Origin of the sequence: Sphingobacterium anhuiense (genome assembly GCF_042686355.1) — a bacterium.
Lineage (GTDB): Bacteria > Bacteroidota > Bacteroidia > Sphingobacteriales > Sphingobacteriaceae > Sphingobacterium > Sphingobacterium anhuiense.
This window is the reverse complement of record NZ_JBHUPE010000007.1, coordinates 225833-242876: the sequence shown is the minus strand read 5'-3', so window position 1 is coordinate 242876 and position 17044 is coordinate 225833. Positions and strand designations below refer to the sequence as shown.

At 38.0% G+C, this 17044-nt stretch carries 10 protein-coding genes; 4 read left to right on the top strand and 6 right to left on the bottom strand.

Features of this window, described 5'->3' with window-relative positions:
- Positions 1 to 4 precede the first annotated feature (4 nt).
- Positions 5 to 2827: an MSCRAMM family protein gene (locus tag ACFS6I_RS17705; RefSeq protein WP_380922590.1), complete on the top strand. Its 2823-nt coding sequence runs from the start codon at positions 5 to 7 to the stop codon at positions 2825 to 2827.
- Here the strand turns inward: ACFS6I_RS17705 and ACFS6I_RS17700 are convergent.
- The 6 genes from ACFS6I_RS17700 to ACFS6I_RS17675 form a co-directional block, all read right to left on the bottom strand.
- Positions 2824 to 4236 (bottom strand): hypothetical protein, encoded by a 1413-nt coding sequence (locus ACFS6I_RS17700; protein WP_380922588.1) that lies wholly within the window; start codon positions 4234 to 4236, stop codon positions 2824 to 2826. The two genes, ACFS6I_RS17705 and ACFS6I_RS17700, sit on opposite strands and share 4 nt — an antisense overlap.
- Positions 4211 to 5008: a hypothetical protein gene (locus ACFS6I_RS17695; protein ID WP_380922586.1), complete on the bottom strand. Its 798-nt coding sequence runs from the start codon at positions 5006 to 5008 to the stop codon at positions 4211 to 4213. Before ACFS6I_RS17695 ends, ACFS6I_RS17700 begins: the two co-directional genes overlap by 26 nt.
- 25 nt (positions 5009 to 5033) lie before the next feature.
- Positions 5034 to 5570 carry a hypothetical protein gene (locus ACFS6I_RS17690; RefSeq protein ID WP_380922584.1) on the bottom strand — a complete coding sequence of 179 codons (537 nt, stop codon included), beginning with the start codon at positions 5568 to 5570 and terminating at the stop codon, positions 5034 to 5036.
- A 176-nt stretch (positions 5571 to 5746) separates the two neighbouring features.
- A complete protein-coding gene (locus ACFS6I_RS17685; RefSeq protein WP_380922582.1) occupies positions 5747 to 6382 on the bottom strand; it encodes a TetR/AcrR family transcriptional regulator in 636 nt (211 codons plus the stop codon).
- A 1284-nt stretch (positions 6383 to 7666) separates the two neighbouring features.
- Positions 7667 to 8119 (bottom strand): carboxymuconolactone decarboxylase family protein, encoded by a 453-nt coding sequence (locus tag ACFS6I_RS17680; protein WP_380922580.1) that lies wholly within the window; start codon positions 8117 to 8119, stop codon positions 7667 to 7669.
- A 73-nt stretch (positions 8120 to 8192) separates the two neighbouring features.
- Positions 8193 to 8768, bottom strand: coding sequence for a Crp/Fnr family transcriptional regulator (locus tag ACFS6I_RS17675; protein ID WP_380922578.1), 576 nt, complete (start codon positions 8766 to 8768; stop codon positions 8193 to 8195).
- A 271-nt stretch (positions 8769 to 9039) separates the two neighbouring features.
- Here ACFS6I_RS17675 and ACFS6I_RS17670 point away from each other — a divergent pair, with 271 nt between their 5' ends.
- The 3 genes from ACFS6I_RS17670 to ACFS6I_RS17660 all read left to right on the top strand — a co-directional run bounded on the left by ACFS6I_RS17670 (position 9040) and on the right by ACFS6I_RS17660 (position 17043).
- Positions 9040 to 11604: a galactose oxidase gene (locus ACFS6I_RS17670; RefSeq protein ID WP_380922576.1), complete on the top strand. Its 2565-nt coding sequence runs from the start codon at positions 9040 to 9042 to the stop codon at positions 11602 to 11604.
- A gap of 246 nt (positions 11605 to 11850) precedes the next feature.
- A complete protein-coding gene (locus ACFS6I_RS17665) occupies positions 11851 to 15048 on the top strand; it encodes a SusC/RagA family TonB-linked outer membrane protein (protein ID WP_380922574.1) in 3198 nt (1065 codons plus the stop codon).
- Between the two features lie 18 nt (positions 15049 to 15066).
- Entirely contained in the window at positions 15067 to 17043 is a 1977-nt protein-coding gene (locus ACFS6I_RS17660) for a RagB/SusD family nutrient uptake outer membrane protein (RefSeq protein ID WP_132840747.1), read from the top strand.
- Position 17044 lies beyond the last annotated feature (1 nt).

The following is a 17044-nucleotide window of genomic DNA, read 5'->3' as shown; positions in this document are numbered from 1 at the left end:
TGATATGCGCATAAAATGTCTGTGGAGTTTCTTGTTTCTGATGTGTTGCTCATGTGTTTTCTTATCCGAAGCGAAAAGTCAACAGGTTGCTGATGTGGTAATAAGCTTTGATCAGGATACAGTAAGCGTAACAGGAGGTCAGACATTTTCTAATAAAATCAGTCTCCATAATTTAACGGATAAAACCATCGAACTGATCCCTTCAGCGGTTGAGACGATGTCTTTATCGGGATTAATAAAGCTGCCGCAGCGAATTATATTACAAGCTCGGGAGCAAAAAAGCTACCCATTAAAGTATATGGGTGATCGGAATACCTTAAAAAACAATCATCAATCTTTTTCAATCGGTTTTTCTAGTGATGATCAATCCATCCGTTTACCCAAACCGGTATCTTTTTTCATCAAATTGAATGATGAAAAAACACTTGTGTTACAAACGGAACAGCCAGCATATTATTTGGATCTTTCCACCAATCAGGTACAATTGCTCGTGCAGGCATCAAATTTTGGACTTGTACCGATTACATTTAAGCTTCTTTTTTCAGGCTATCCTCAAGGCTTTACCATTACCGGAGACGTTATGCAGGTTACCTTACAGCCCGGGGGGCAGACACTACTTCCTTTAACGGCTACTATGCGGTATAAAAGTAGTTTTCAGGATTTTGACTTTGTCATGCAAGGGATTGATGACGAGGGCCGAATCTTGGCGGCTAGTCGTGTCCGAATTATGCGGGTTGGAAGTGTTAAGCGGTTTGGAGCTATTAACAATCTTGAAAATGATTTTAATAATAATACGGTTGCCTTGCAGTACCTCAGTTTAGGACAAGGTAATTCTATTTATCAGTTCCAGGCTTATGGAGATATGGAGCTCGAAGAAAACAAAAACCTGAACTACAGACTGAATATCGATTATTATCAGGAACAAAAGGCGTTAAATGCTTATGACACCTATATCGATTATCAAGATAAAGACTGGGGCGTTAAAGTCGGGAATATTTATGAAAATCTGGATCAGACGATTAGTGGAAGAGGAATTAAAGCGAGTTATAAATTTAGTAAAAATCGCTCGATCAGTCTTTATGGAGTCGAAAATAATTATATGCTATTCAGTCAGCTGAATAATTTGATTCCTGGCGCGAAGATTATCGGAGCTAATTATGCTGTTCGATCAGAGGATAATCAGGAAAGTTACCTCACCTATTTACATAGTGAACACAGTTATCGTGAGATCAAGAGCGATCAGGTAAGCGGAAAGACTACAGTCCGGTTCAATGCGCAGCAACAATTAGCGCTGGAAGGAGGGTACAGTGTGGAGCGTACAGATTATAATGGAAGCAAACATGCCTTTGCAATGGGCCTTAATTATAACTATGGCACAGAACAATATCAGATAACGAGTATGAATTATTACAGCTCTCCCTATTATACGGGTTTGCGGAGGGGGTTAATTCAGAGTGATACCCGTATCAGTATGGTATTAGAAAATAATCAAAGTATTGCCGCCCGGATCAGTTATCTGGATAATAATCCCAAATTTCAGGAAAGGTATAAAGATTATTACATTAATAATCCTAGTCGGATACAGATTTATGAGCTTGGTTATCATACCGGTTTGGGCAAATTTCAACTGGATTTTAGGCCTTATTTTATTTTTCAGGAAGTGGATTACCAAGGCTTTGGAATTCCAGGTATCGGTCCTGCAAATTGGGAATCAAATGCCATTAGAGGAATCGGTGATATCAATTTTTTTAGTATGGGACATCGGTTTTCCCTGCGCACAGATTATGGCTATACGTATAAGAATACTTCCAATAAGCCGCTTTCTCCCTTTCATTCGTTGCGTGTGACGGGTACCTATGGATATCGGTTTATTGGTTTTAATACCTATATCCAAATAAACCCTTATTACTTAAACGATTTGCTTGCTACGGCATCGGATGCAAATTTTAGAATTTATTCTTTTGGACCCAATATGCAGATCAATAGTTTTAAGGGAACGCTGCAGGCACAGGTAGCGGGTATGTATAGCTATTATGGATTTTCCCGGAGTAATAATTTATCGGTTAACGGAAATGCTAAATGGCATTTAAAAGGGAACTGGAGTCTCACGGCTGACATCTTTTATAATTTTATGCGCAACCGCCTTCCTCTCAATTATCTATCTGAGGCAAATGCTGTAGAAACCATATCGTTTAATAATCGACAGTTTCGAGTAGGTATTGAAAAGAAATTTTCCAAATTTAATAGTGCGAAAGGACATATGTTGCAGTTGTCTTTTTTTGACGACAAGAATAAAAATGGCGTTAAAGATCCTGATGAAGCAACTCCCGAAGCAGTTGTGGTTAAAATTGCTGAAGATGTAGCGAGTACCGATGGAAAAGGACGGGTGAAATTTTTAAATATGGCTAAGGGTTCATATGCTGTCTTTGTTGAAAATAATCAAGGCTGGGTAGCTCAGGGACCCATCAGTATTGTTCTAACAAAAAATCAACGGCTAGCTATTCCTTTGGTGAAAACACGAATTTTAAAAGGTAAAATTAAGCCTATAGCAGGTAAATACCTGCAAACAAATCCGGAGCTATCTGGTATTCGGATTAATGCAGTCGATAAGGAAAGTAATACGTTTACGACATTGAGTGATGCTGATGGCAACTTTACCTTTTTTCTGCCATTAGGGAATTACAAGGTAACAATACCGACAGTAGGTATGCCTTTTTCGATTGAAAATCCCAATCAGGAAATTGATCTAAGTGAAAAAGGAACCGTTTATCTCCAAGATTTTAATTATAAAGATGAACGTAGAAAAGTGGGTATTAAGCGTTTTTAAGGAGCCACAAAACTAAAGATGATATTCGTTGTATATGTTCCTGCCGGTTTGTTGAGCAATTTTGAAGTTTCTGATGCAGGAATGCTGTATCTGATATTTAAGGATCTGTCGATTACAGGGTCAGCTCCATTAATAAGCTGTTGCGCGGTGGCAGACAAGGTTACTGTCTGCATACCGGTTTGACCTGGCATCGGTCCTATCCGCATGACATTTAGTGGAACGCTATTAACTCCAGAGGCAAAGTTTGCCGAAGTGGCTCTTACATACACGTTATAAGGCGTGGTTTTACTCAATTTTAAGTGCGCTGGCATATCTTGGTTAACACCGTTCTGGTAATGACTAGCTGTTGAAAAGGTTAAGTTAACTGTTGATTGGTTTGCTATTATTTCACTTAGATCGCTGACCACAACCTCCAGACTGCCAGCATCCTGCGCTTGTAAAGTTCCTGTAGGATAGGTAGCAGTTGGCTTGTTCCAGGTGTAAGTGATCGGTACTGAATAGGTTCCTGCCTGTAAAAATCCAGCTTTAAGTTTTGTCGCATCAATTGAGAATGCATAATTCAGTGTCTGCGAATTATTTGTCGGTACAGCAAGTCCAGCAACGGGTGTTAATCCCTGAGCTGTGGTTGATAATGTTATAGGTGTTGCTGTAGGGATTGCCGTTAGAGTGGTTGCCACTGAAGAAACAGGAGTGACCGGCAGACTGTTATGCGGTAATGCGGTACTAAAACTGAAATTTGAATTACCTGTCTGTAAACTTGGTCTATAATTTACGGTGTTTGTAAGACTAATGGCTTTACTTGTACTAATACCTGCGGGTGTACGATAAAAACTCAAATTGTTAACTAAAATGCTGGTCGTTCCTGCTGTGGTTAATGGCGTTATGAAAGAAGGAACAATAATATTCATCGTATGGGTTGCTGGAGTGATCACATTCCCTAGTCCTAAAAGACCTGGAGCTAAAAAAAATAGTTCAGCAGTATATGTTCCTGCCACCCAAGTGAAGCCAGCTGTAGCCAATCGTAAGTTGTTGAGGACAGTGCCCGAAGCAACACTGGCAACTGCTGCAAATATATTTTGATTGGTCGTGGAAAGTGCAATTTCTGTAAAAGTACCCAGAACTGTGAGATTATTAATAGAGACCAACTTGATATGTGCCAAATTGAGTGGAGCAGGACCATTACCTCCAAGCGTATTACTGAAATTAGCGGTATTGGACTTGACACCGATTGTAGGTAATAGGCCGAGTGCAGATGTATAGGTACCGGATGTGAAATTTTGTTGATAATCTGTTCTTGCGGTGATATTTGCTGCTGGTAGATTCACATTGATTTGAGCCTGTACATGTATGGTGTACAAGCTTGTTGCTAGTGTGAGGGCGCTCTTAATATGTAATTTCTTTTTCTGCAATTTTCAAGTCATATTGAGTTCCGGCATCTAGGATAGCTACAGCGAGGTAGCGTCCTTTGAGTGTTGCTGGTAAATCCAGTTGAATCCATTGTTCTGCCTCGGGCAACATTGCTATTGCAATTGATTTGACCGGGACTTCTTCCCCAGTTTCAATATTGGTCAGCTCGAAACGAACATAGGCATCTTTATTTATTTGACCCGTGTTTTTCACTTTAACAAGCATCTTCCGGATGCTAGTGCCCGTTTCCTGTGTGGTGAGGCCTTTATCTTCAAAAGCTAAAAATTCCAAATCTCCAGTTGACAATCCAGTAGGAACATGATAAATTTGGATGCCCATTTCAAGGAGGACGTTCATATTTACGCCTTTTTCAAGTTCGCCTTTCTGTTCCTTCACCTGAGTGAAAAATAGCATGCTATTGGTTAACACAAGTGAGGTGCCGTCATTCGGAATAGTCATATTGAGGTTCACATTTTTAGTTTCGCCCGGCGCTAACCGGACAGAGTTTTCCGAGAGCAATAACCATGAGGCATTGGATTGCTTGCGCTGACCTATAGGGTAATATTTTTTAACACCTACGGAATCACGATCCCAGTCTTTTATATTTGCTACAAAATAGAATTCGGATGTTGAGGTGTTGCTAAAGGAAATGGTTTGACTGACCGTCTGCCCAGCCTCTCCTTTAAAAAAAATACGAGAAGGCGAAACAGAAATACCCTGAGCATAGGTCAGGGTATTTAAGTATAGAAAAACTAGCGTTAAATAAAATTTCACAGATTAAGATAAAGTGTGCTATTGTTTACAATTGTGTTGCGGTATACGTTACTGTTGTTGTATAAACCTCCAAAGGTAAAGAAATTAATGAGCTTGGGTTTGTAATGGTATAATTTACATTGTATGCCGCATTTATTTCTGCAACTGCGCCCGACACCAGCACTTGATCTACCTGCGTTAATGCTGTTACAGGTGTAGGAGAACCCCCATGTAGTGTTGCAGGATCAATATTGATTCCGACTATTCCTAGCGCAGGAAGGTTTGTAGTATTGGTTGAGTTGGAAGAAGTAAATAACCCATCGGCACTAACAGCAATTTCGTATGGCTTGTTGCTGATCACCGTGAGATGTCCAGGTTTTGCTACTGTCTTTGAAGCCGTATATTCGGCTGCTGTTCCATAAACAAAGTTGACCGTTGGTGACGCGTCTAAAGCAATGGACAAGACAGCTGCCTGCAAATCAATGTTGACCGTTACGGGTGCTGTACTTACTTGAGCTTTGGCTTGTTGTCCTAGACATAGCGCGACCAGGGCAAATAAAGATAATATTAGGTTCTTTTTCATAATTCTCATAATTATTATATGCTTAACACTGATTAAAATTAGTGATTATGAGAGGTATATCCAATGTAATGAAGTCACATAATGATGTTATAAAGAACGTGATACTTTTAGGTCGTTGGAGCGGGAGTAGGTTAGAAAGTTAGGGTTCTGTTCCGTCACTTCGTGACTTGGCCACGCTAAACTATGCTATAGGTATCTTCTAAAATTTTTTTAATTGTTGTTTTAATTCTTCCTATTCCTTGGTCTGTTGTAAGGTCTATTTCGCAAAATGTGCTATTAGTTGTTTTGGTATGCAGGACAAGATAATAAATACCGGCAACCAAGATACTTGAAATCGCTCTTAGATCTACTTGTTGATCTTTTAGTTCCTGATCGGCTTTGGGAAAAAGCAAGGGGTAAATTTCCTCTCTGTTTGCTGTCACATGAGCCATGAGCTCTGTATTTTCACTAATCTGCCAGAGCACAATTTTTTGCATTTCTTCGTCGTTCGTGAAATGTTCAAGTTGCGTCAATAGTAGATTTTCAAGAATGAGGCGTGTACTTGTTTCGGGAGCAGTAGTTAAGAGGTTTATCGCACTTTCGTTAATGGTATCCCAATAGTTTTTACCTTTAATATAGGTTTCAATGAGATTGTTTACGGAACCAAAATAAACAGAGACGAGTTTTCTATCTACACCAGCTTCGGCCGTAATATTACTGACCGTTAATCCGGTATATCCTTTATTTTTTAGAACAATTCCAACAGCCTGAATCAGCTTATTCATCGTTCTACTTTTGTTGTTTTTTTCTCCTTGGTAAGTTTTTCTAGCCATTGAAATATCTTAGGTCCTCATCATATAGCTATGCAATATAAGTATTTTATCTGTATAAAAGTTAACCAATGGCTAATTTTTTTTGGCTTAAAGCGTTTAAATTCTCGTAAAAGCGTCTATTGACCCAAATAAGGCGGTTTGTATGTGGTAACATGCATCTCGATGTTTTTAAAAATTATTGTAATTCAATCATAATTATCCTTTATTTGGGATAATTATGATTTCAAACACTAATCGGTAAGTCCAATAAATTCTTATTGCCACTCTCATTTTTTAAATAAATATAATTTTTAACGCTCCTTAATTCTTAAAAAATGAATTGGGTTTCATTTTGCTGTTTTATCTATTTGTATAAGCTTAACGCAGCGTATTATTTGCTTGGCAATTTTTTTTAAATTTTATAGATCTATACCTCCATGCTTCGCATTCCTTTAGGAATGTTAATTACTTTTTCCACATGCTGTTCACAAAATGGTTAATTGACCACTAATTTTCTTTTTTTTGAATATCAATACTTTTATTTTATAAAGGATGTTTATAAAATGTGAATAACATGTTAATATAAGTGGAAAAATTGTATGCTGGACGTTGTAAATAATCTTGAGAGACTTTAGTTGTAAATGATAAATGCCAAGATATCCACATATTGTGAGTAATAGTTGTTTTTGTGTGAATGGAATTGGATGTTGAAGAGATGTTGATTACTTTTTCCACATAATTTAGACAATGTTCGATTTTAGTGTTATTTGTGCATATTTTTGACGAATTCAAATTTTCCGATAATTAAACGCTAATAAAGTGTGGATAACATGTTGATAACTCAATAAGTTGAAGCTTTGTGTTAGGTTTTAATAGTTTGAATCTTGTCTGCTATCTGCGTTTTGTGTTCATAAGTGCATATCTTGTTGATAGAAATTGAATTTTTGGTAATTAACATTATTGCACTAACAATGTTAATTACTTTCTCCACATATTGTCAGTAAAACTGTGGAAAGAGGTTTTTTTGAGGTTGTTTTAGTTCAAATTTCCATTTTGGTTTTCTGTGTTGTTAACAAAATGTGGAAAACGTGTTGAAATGTGTGAATAAGTGTGTTGCAGGAGACTGTATTTTTGTTTAAATGTTAAAAACTTATGAGATGAGTAGGTTTTAAACAATTTACTACGCCGATGAATTACGGAGTCTCTTGCTAACAGGTTAGAAAGTTAAAGTGTTAGCAGATTAAAAGGTAAGTGGGATGGAAAGAAACCGTAGATAATAAAATATACGGTTTCTTTTAAAGAGCTTTATCCGTGGACTTCTTCGATTTTTAGATGGCCACTGATTGCAATTCTGTTCCAGGCATTAATAACTACAACTGCCATAATGATTTGAGCGATCTGATTATCCGAAAAGAACTTTAAAGCTTTGTCGTAGGTTTCGTCAGTTAATCCGTTTTTATGAATTAATGTTACTTCTTCTGTTATTTTTAGCACCACCTTTTCCTCTTTGGTAAAAATATCATGTGTTTCATGCCATGCACTTATCAGAAAAATACGTTGGTTTGTTTCTCCGTTTTTCAACGCATCCTTGGTGTGCATATCGATGCAATAAGCACATCCATTAATTTGAGAAGCACGAATTTTAATAAGCTCTTTTAGCGATTTTGAAATCGGAGCCTGAGCGATATATGTTTCAAGGCCCATCATTGCCTTTAATGCATTGGGTTCTACCGAACCGATATTAATACGATTTTGCATAGTTTTATTTGTTAATATTTATTGTTAACAGTACAAAAATGGGTATTGTAAAATTTTAAAAAGTTAAACTGGTTTAAGAAACACTTTTCTTCCGGATTTCACTTAAATATTCTGGCGTAAAACCGAGAAAAGAGGCAATAAGATATTGAGGTACTCTTTGCACAAATTCAGGATGTTTATGCGCTAAATTTAAATAAAACTCTTCTTTAGATAATGAAAAAAGATAGTGTACCCGTAGCTGAGCCGCTGCATATGCTCTTTGATAGATAAATCGAAAATAGCGTTCCATAACCGGAAATGCAGCTAGAAGTTTTTCTTGACTTTCCTGATCTATATACAGCACTTGCGTTTTTTCTACTGCTTGAATGTAACAGGACGTCGTTTGTTTATGCTCATATGCAATATTATCGGTGAGCCACCAGGTTTCGATAGCAAATTCTGTCGTTTGTTCGGTACCTTTTTCATTGATAAAGAATTTACGGAGTAAACCATGAACAACAAAATAATGGTGTTTGCAAACTTGTCCTTCCTGCAGTAAATTTTCTTTTTTGGCTACCTGTTTTGTGTTAAAATACTTCAATATTTCATGAAACGTCTCATCATCAATCGTGACGAATTTTTCTAAATGTTTTCTGAATAACTCCGACATGGTATGCTTATATATTTTATATTAAAGTTAGGAATTTAAATATGTACTCTTGCTTCTCGATTTGACCGAGCATTATTTTGTATTAAATCTCTTTTTTTTGATGATTTCATATAAATGTCCTCATCTACCCATGCTACACAAGAGGTTTTTGACTTAAAGAAATTGTGTTACAGCAATAACATTAATGATGAAGCAAATTGGTCAAATTTGTCTTATATTGTTATATTTCATTTATAATTTTATATTTTTGAGATAAGGCATAAACCAAATTGTGAAAGGAAAATCAAAACATTTTCTACTATTTCTATTATTCATACTGATCTATCAGATTGGATCGGCGCAGTATGGTTTGGAATTTTCCAGTCATAATATGGAGGCTGATAAGCGTACAGGTCTGCTTATTGGATCAAAAGAATATATTTCCTTTCAGCATAAAGTTTCTGTATCATTTGACCTATCTTTTTTGCCATTTCAGCAAGATTATTTTGGATATATCTTTCGGTTAATGACTGAAGATGGTCTGAATATAGATTTAATTTATGATAGGCGCCTTGATCAGGGTAATCATTTTAAGCTAGTGGTTGGAGAGGATTTTACACCCATCTCTTTTAATATTGCTCCCCCTGATTTATACTACAAATGGACATCTATGCGACTGGATCTAGATGTGGATAAAAAAGAATTAAATTTTCAAGTAGGAGGTAAGTCCTATCCTTATAAATTGAAAAGAAATATCAAGACACAGTTCAAACTGGCATTTGGCGCCAATAGTCTGAAAAGTTTCAAAACGATGGATGTACCCCCCATGCGTATAAAGGATATTCGGATAGCTGACAATTCCAAACCTAAGTTTTATTGGCCTTTGGATGAGTATTTCGGTATAAAAAATCTGGATATTTATGCGAAAAACCCTGCAGAAATCTTAAATCCAATCTGGATAAAACAGTTGCGTAGCGAATGGAAGATGCAATCTTCTTTTAAATTAGAAGGACAGGCGAGTGTGGCTTTCGATGCTGATGAGGAAACACTATTTTTTGTTGGAACTAATCGTTTAATTGTCAATAAGGTCGGAAGTGACTACTTGCGTTCTCAGGAATACACCAATGGGAAACTTCAACTTGTTAATGGGAGCCAATCTCTTTTTGACCCTATTCGGAAAAAAGTACTTAACATCTCGGTGGATCAAAAAATTGTAGCAAGCTATGATTCAATAAGTCGAAGCTGGGACAGACAGTTTGACTATCCAGCGGTTGGAACAAATTACTGGTGGTTCAATAAATGTTATAATATAAGCGACAGCAGTATTTATATGATCGGAGGTTATGGTCACTTTAAGTATAAATCAAGTGTACTCCGATACCATGTCCCAAGTCAGCAGTGGGATAGTGTAGCTTTAAGTGGCGATGAGATTTTTCCACATTATCTTGCTGGTATGGGGCAAGATAAAGATGGAGTTTATCTTGCTGGAGGATATGGGAGCTCAACAGGTAATCAGATGCTCAATCCACGGGTCTCCAATGAATTTTTAAAACTAGATTTACAGCACAAGAAGATCATAAAGCGCTATGAGTTCCCTAATAGCCTGGCAGAAATGGTGTGGGCAAACAGTTTGGTGGTGGATGAACATAATGGGCTGTTTTATGGATTAGTATTCTCCAATTCTAGATTTAAGTCTAAGTTGCAATTGGTCGCGAGTAATTTGAACAAAACACAAAGCCAATTTTTAGGAAACAGTATCGCTTTCCCTTTTCACGATATCCGATCATTTGCAGATCTCTATTTTGCGCCAAATTCAAAAACTTTTGTGGCTGTCACTTTACTGTATGATGATAAGACGGATCTGACCAATGCTACAGTATATACGCTTATGGCACCACCTTTGCCATTTCAACCACAAATCTCCTTAACATCTAAATCTGTCGTATTAAACTACATACTCGCTTTTGGGGCAACAATAGTACTCTTGCTATTGTCTTGGTTCTTATATCGTAAAAAAATATCTAAAGGGGTTAAAAGTAATATGAGTGTTAGCCCAGAAAAAGAAGAGAAAGTCGTTGTGACTGGTGAAATCATATCTATTCCCGCTACACTATCGGAGCCGCATGAAACAATGGATACTGCTGGTATTTATCTATTTGGTGGAGATCTGCAGGTTTTGGATCAGAATGGGAAAGAAATTACAAAAAAGTTTTCACCACTGCTAAAAGAATTGCTTCTGATTTTTATTCTGTATACTGTCCGTTGGGAAAGAGGGATCAGTTCGGAAAAATTAACTGAATTATTTTGGTCAGATAAGACACAATCGAGTGCCCGAAATAATAGATCAGTCAATATTGCCAAATTGAATAGTTTGCTGGAATTGCTAGGGGATTTTAAAGTTTCCAAAAAAAGTGGCTATTGGTGTCTTGAACCTTTGGATAGCATTTATATCGATTACTTAAGATTCAATCATCTCGTATCAAATAAAAAAGTTTTCAGTGAAACTGAGATCAGGGAGCTGCTTGACATTATCGATAAAGGAGGCTTTTTGTTTGAAGTGGATTACGAGTGGCTTGACCACTTTAAAAGTGAAATTTCTATTCAGGTATTAACCACTTTAGGAAATATTATAGAACATATCCAGATTTCGGACAACGCCTCGTTAATTATCGAGATCTGTAACAAGATTTTTTATTTTGATGAAGTCAATGAAGAGGCCATGATTTTTAAATGCCGTTCTTTACTTCAGTTAGGATATTATAGCGTTGCCCTGCAATGTTATGAAAACTTTTGCCAAGTATATGCCCGTATGTACGGGGAGCCTTACCCAAAGAGCTTTAAAGAAAGTATAAAATAAAAATATTTTATAGCGCTGATATACAGGTGTTAATATTTGTTGTGGCCCGTTGTTAATGTTCTGTTAATCTTCTGTTATACCCTCCAATTCTATATTCGTTCTCATATTTAATAACCAAAATTATGAGAACGAAAATACCACTTAGATTTTTCCTAAGGGAATAATTGCTATGGGTTACTTTTCCAAGTGACCACCCCTTTGAATACACCATTATGAGTCTTTCTATAACCAATTAAAAACCAATTAATGAAAACAAACTTCATTTTTAGAGGAAATGTGGCGCCTTGGTCCAGGCTCCGTAAATACCCTTGGCAATGGGCACTTTCCTCGCTTATTTTACTTTCGCCCATGGCATCAGTTGCGCAGCAAAAATCTATTGATGGTAAAGTACAGAGCTCAAACGAAAAACCTATCATTGGTGCTTCGATTACAGATGTACGGACTGGCCAGACCACCTCAACAGATGCTCAAGGAAAATTCAAGATTAATGCTTCACCTGGTGACAAATTGATCATCAGTTATGTGGGGTTTCGGAAGTCAGAAATTATTGTTGGCCAGCAGTCTCTTTTAGAAGTACTGCTCGATGAAGACAATACGAGGCTTGATGATGTTGTCGTTGTCGGTTACGGAACGCAAAAGAAAGCATCCTTGACAGGGGCGATCTCCTCAGTAAGTAACAAGGAAATTGCTGTTACTAAAAATGAGAATGTGGTCAATATGCTTGCAGGTAAATTGCCGGGAGTGCGCATTAGCCAACAGTCCAGCCAGCCGGGATCATTTGAATCTAATATTGATATCCGTGGTATGGGTGAACCGTTGATCGTCGTGGACGGAATCCCGCGCGATAAAGATTATCTGTCTCGTATGGATGCTAATGAAATCGAAAGTGTCTCTGTGTTAAAGGATGCTTCAGCAGCGGTATATGGCGTACGTTCAGCTAATGGTGTACTACTGGTGACCACGCGCAGAGGAAGTAATGCTGATGGCAATTTTGAAATCAATTATTCTTATAATCATGGTTGGCAGAAGTTCCTTTATGTACCCAATACGGTAGATGCTCTTGCCTATATGCAACTTAAAAATGAACAGATAGGCCGTGACTTCAATAGTAACTACCCGGTAAAAATGCCTAATATCTTTGGCGAATCGGATTTTGAGGCATATCGGAATGGTACCAAAAAAACATCGAATTATGTCGATGCGGCATTTGATCATGTATCGCCTCAGTACCAACATAATTTATCTGTTAATGGAGGAGGAAAGAAGGTCAATTACTTTTTTAATCTCGGTCATATGGATCAGATGGGGGCTTATAAAAGTAAAAGTCTCAACTATAACCGCTGGAACTTCCGATCTAATATAGATGCCCAAATTACGGAAAGATTAAAGGTTTCTTTGGATCTTGGAGGCTATGCCGACGAGACAAACCAACCCAGAACGGATATCTGGGCTGTATACAAACAGGCATGGCGACAAAGACCTATTGTACCGATCTATGCCAACGATAATCCGTTGTATCCCAACTTTGAGATGATTGATAACGAAAATCCAGTTGTTGTAACCGATTCCAAGCAAACAGGATACCGCAAGTTTTTGAGAAAACAATTTAATGGTATCCTTTCCTTAGATTATAAGATCCCTTTTGTTGATGGTTTAAATGCAAAAGCTACTTATAATTATGATTTTAAATACAGCGATAATACTGATTTTAAAAAATCATATTTCTTATACAGCTATACACCGCCTGTATATGACGGAAATGGGCAGATTGTTACTCCTGAAAAATATAATACACATGAAAAGAATGCTCCTACGACGATAAGAAGAAGTTCTTATCCCGATACCCATTCACTGATGCAATTCTCGCTGAATTATAACCGAAAGTTTGCCGATAAACATCAGGTATCGGGCTTGTTGCTATTTGTGGAGGAATATAATAAATGGGATAGCTTTTATGCCCAGCGTGAGATCATGGTCAATTCGGAATACTTATTTGCCGGAGAAGACAAAAATCAATTGGCCAATATGGAGGGAATCGGAGAGCGGACTGCACGTGGTTTAGTTGGTAAGTTTAATTATGATTACTTGGGCAAGTATTTGGCAGAATTTAGTTTTCGATATGATGGTTCTTCCAAATTTCCAAAAGAATCCAGATGGGGATTTTTTCCGGCCGCATCAGTTGGCTGGCGGATGAGCGAGGAGTCTTTTATTAAAAACAATTATGATTTTATCAATAATCTGAAAATAAGGGCTTCCTATGGTAAGTTGGGAGATGACCGTTCGGCAGGTAATTATCCTTCTACTATCGTCGGTTATGCGCTTGAACCTAATGAAACGGGATGGATTTTTGGTGGCAATCTTGTTAACGGAGCCTTACCTACAGCTATTCCAAATCCCAACTTGACCTGGTATACGTCTAAGACTGCAGATGTGGGGTTGGATCTGGACCTGTGGAATGGTAAACTGGGAGTAACGTTTGATTATTTTAACAGAAACCGTTCAGGATTATTAGCGACAAGTCTTGATCTTATTCCAGGAACGGTTGGAGCCAACTTACCTCAGGAAAACTTAGAAAGCGACCGTACTTTCGGGTACGAAATTGCATTGACACATCGCAATAAAATTAATGAATTCAATTATTTTATTAATGCTCAGGTGTCCTCGACCAAAAGTCAATTTGTAGATCGCGTAGAGTCGAAAGCAGGCAATTCTTACGACAATTGGCGAAACAGGAATTCAAATCGATACAAAGATATCTGGTGGGGCAAAGATTATGCAGGGCAGTTCGGTTCCTATGATCAGATTTATAATCACCCAACTTTGGTTACTAGCGGTACACTTCCAGGAGATTATTATTATGAGGACTGGAACGGAGATGGTTTGATCAATGATGCTGATAATCATCCTATTGCAACTTATAATATGCCTTTAATTAATTACGGTTTTAATGTGGGTGGTTCGTGGCGCGGTTTTGATGTGGCTATGAATTTTCAAGGAGCTGCCAAAGTGTATGTACAGTACACAGAAGTACTTGCTGGACCATTGCAATTTGATGGTGGTGCACTGACACAGTTTTTGGATCGTTGGAGACCTTTAGATGGTACTGCAGATCTTTTTAATCCGCGCACCCAATGGACTTCAGGTTATTACCCTTCTACAGGTTCACCCATGGCCGAAGGAACGCGTGCTGTTCAAAATGCTTCTTACCTCCGTCTGAAAACTTTGGAGCTGGGGTATTCCTTTCCAAAAGAATGGTTACAGGCTATTAAAGTCAAAAATTTGAGAATTTATGCAAGTGCCTATAACCTCTTTACCTGGACAGGTCTGAAATATTCAGATCCAGAGCATCCAGGTGCAGCAGGAGGCTCTTCTTCCGGTGAGATTGATGTGTATAAGTATCCCATCAACAAAACTTACAATATCGGGGCATCCATTAAATTTTAATTTCAAAACGAACTAAACATGAAAAAATCAATTGCTATAATAATCATTGGCCTTTTCCTGTGCTCGAATATGCAATCCTGCAGGAAAATGGATCTAGATCCTCTAGGAGTATTGGGTGAGGATGCGCTTTTTGGAAACGAGGCTGGAGCACGAAAATATGTTGCTGGTATGTACAGCTTCCTACCAATAGAAGATTTTGTCTATCATCCAGAACGTGGATTCAGGTGGGACAATTACTGGCAGAATTCTGAAACTTTAGCTGCAATGAGCGGCGAGATGACGGGACAATTTTGGGGAGTGGCAGGTGCGCAGGGCTTCGGCTATTGGCCTTATGATCGTATTCGGAACATTAATACTTTGATCGCCGGATTGCCCAAATATCAAACGAATTTTAGCGAAGAAGGCTATAATCAAATATTAGGAGAAGCACATTTCCTGCGGGCCTTCTATTATTTTGCACTGGTAAAGCGTTATGGTGGTATACCCATTATTACAGAAGTGCAGGATCCTACAGGTGATAAAGCGCAGCTTTTAGTAAAACGGAATAAAGAAAGTGAAGTCTATCATTTTATAAATGAGGATCTTCAACAGGCAATTACGAAGATGGCCGCCACTAGTGAACGTGGTAGAGCCAATAAATATGTTGCGGCTTCGTTACTTTCCCGTGCTATGTTGTACGCAGGGAGTATCGCAAAATATAGCGGTTACGGTAATCTAGCCGGAGATGCTACTGATCAGGAGTTGGTGGGGATTAAAAAAGAGGAAGCCGAATGGTTTTTTAAACAGTCTTATGATGCCTCTACCATTGTACTGGGAGGTCCGTATAGTCTTTATAATAAAAATCCGCAGGATAAGGAACTTAATTATGTGAATCTATTTCTGGATCTGGATAGTCCCGAAGATATTTTTATCAAAGAATATAGCATTACTGCACCGCATAACAACCGTTTGAAGCATAGTTACGATGCAACCCATTTACCGAACCCGACTTTTTCGAGTGACAATGAGTCGGCCGCATATCCGGTGTTGAATGTTGTTGAACTGTTTGACGAACTCCCGATAACGGATGCCATAACAGGAAAACCGATCCGTTATACCGATCGTAAACAATTGTATGCGGAACTGGAACCCAGACAACGTGCTACTTTTTATTTCTCAGGTATGGAATTACGTGAAGGTGCTGAACGTCGTAGTTTTGATATTCAACGCGGACTTTATAAAACTTTTCCTGGAAAGGCTACTGATGCACAGATGGGATCTGGATCTGCAACAGTGAACAGCGAGTCAAACCGTATTTTGGGTGGACCTAAAAATAGTCAGTACGATTATAATGGTACGAAGATTAATATTACGGGTGAACATGGTATGTGGAAGGATGGTCATGCTAATAATACACGTACGGGCTTCTTTATTCGGAAATACATCAATTATAAGATGTCCACTAAGGATGTAAAATTGTACAACAGTACACAGCCTTGGAAGATTTTTAGGCTGGCAGAAATCTTGTTGAATAAAGCAGAAGCAGCCTATGAACTTGGAGTGATCAAAAATGATGGATCTCTGAAGCAGGAAGCTTTTCAATATATTGCTCAGGTTCGCTTAAGGGCAGGAGCAAAACCTTATGTATATAACGGCGCTCCGGCTAATCTTTCGGGAAAATATGGTTATCCTTTGGATGGCAATATGCAGTTTATCCGTGAAGAACGTGAACGTGAACTTTGCTTTGAAAACCACCATTGGTGGGATATACGCAGATGGCGTATTGCAGATGTTGAATTAAACAACTTTGTGCCTAATGCGTTGATGCCTTATTTGGTATTGGATGAGCTGAAGTATAGTCCTACTGGCCAGCGAATCAACTCTTTTATTTTCATCAAGGAAAAAGAACCTTGGAATAAAACCTTCAATTTTGAGAAAAAATGGTACTATGAACCTATTCCAGGAGGCGAGTTGAACAAGAATCCAAATTTATATCCACAAAATCCTATTTATTAAT

What these genes read in the sequence shown, in the direction of transcription:
- ACFS6I_RS17705 (WP_380922590.1), top strand. Translation starts at nt 5, where the DNA reads ATGCGCATAAAATGTCTGTGGAGTTTCTTGTTTCTGATGTGTTGCTCA.
- ACFS6I_RS17690 (WP_380922584.1), bottom strand. Translation starts at nt 5,570, where the DNA reads ATGAAAAAGAACCTAATATTATCTTTATTTGCCCTGGTCGCGCTATGT.
- ACFS6I_RS17685 (WP_380922582.1), bottom strand. Translation starts at nt 6,382, where the DNA reads ATGGCTAGAAAAACTTACCAAGGAGAAAAAAACAACAAAAGTAGAACG.
- ACFS6I_RS17680 (WP_380922580.1), bottom strand. Translation starts at nt 8,119, where the DNA reads ATGCAAAATCGTATTAATATCGGTTCGGTAGAACCCAATGCATTAAAG.
- ACFS6I_RS17675 (WP_380922578.1), bottom strand. Translation starts at nt 8,768, where the DNA reads ATGTCGGAGTTATTCAGAAAACATTTAGAAAAATTCGTCACGATTGAT.
- ACFS6I_RS17665 (WP_380922574.1), top strand. Translation starts at nt 11,851, where the DNA reads ATGAAAACAAACTTCATTTTTAGAGGAAATGTGGCGCCTTGGTCCAGG.
- ACFS6I_RS17660 (WP_132840747.1), top strand. Translation starts at nt 15,067, where the DNA reads ATGAAAAAATCAATTGCTATAATAATCATTGGCCTTTTCCTGTGCTCG.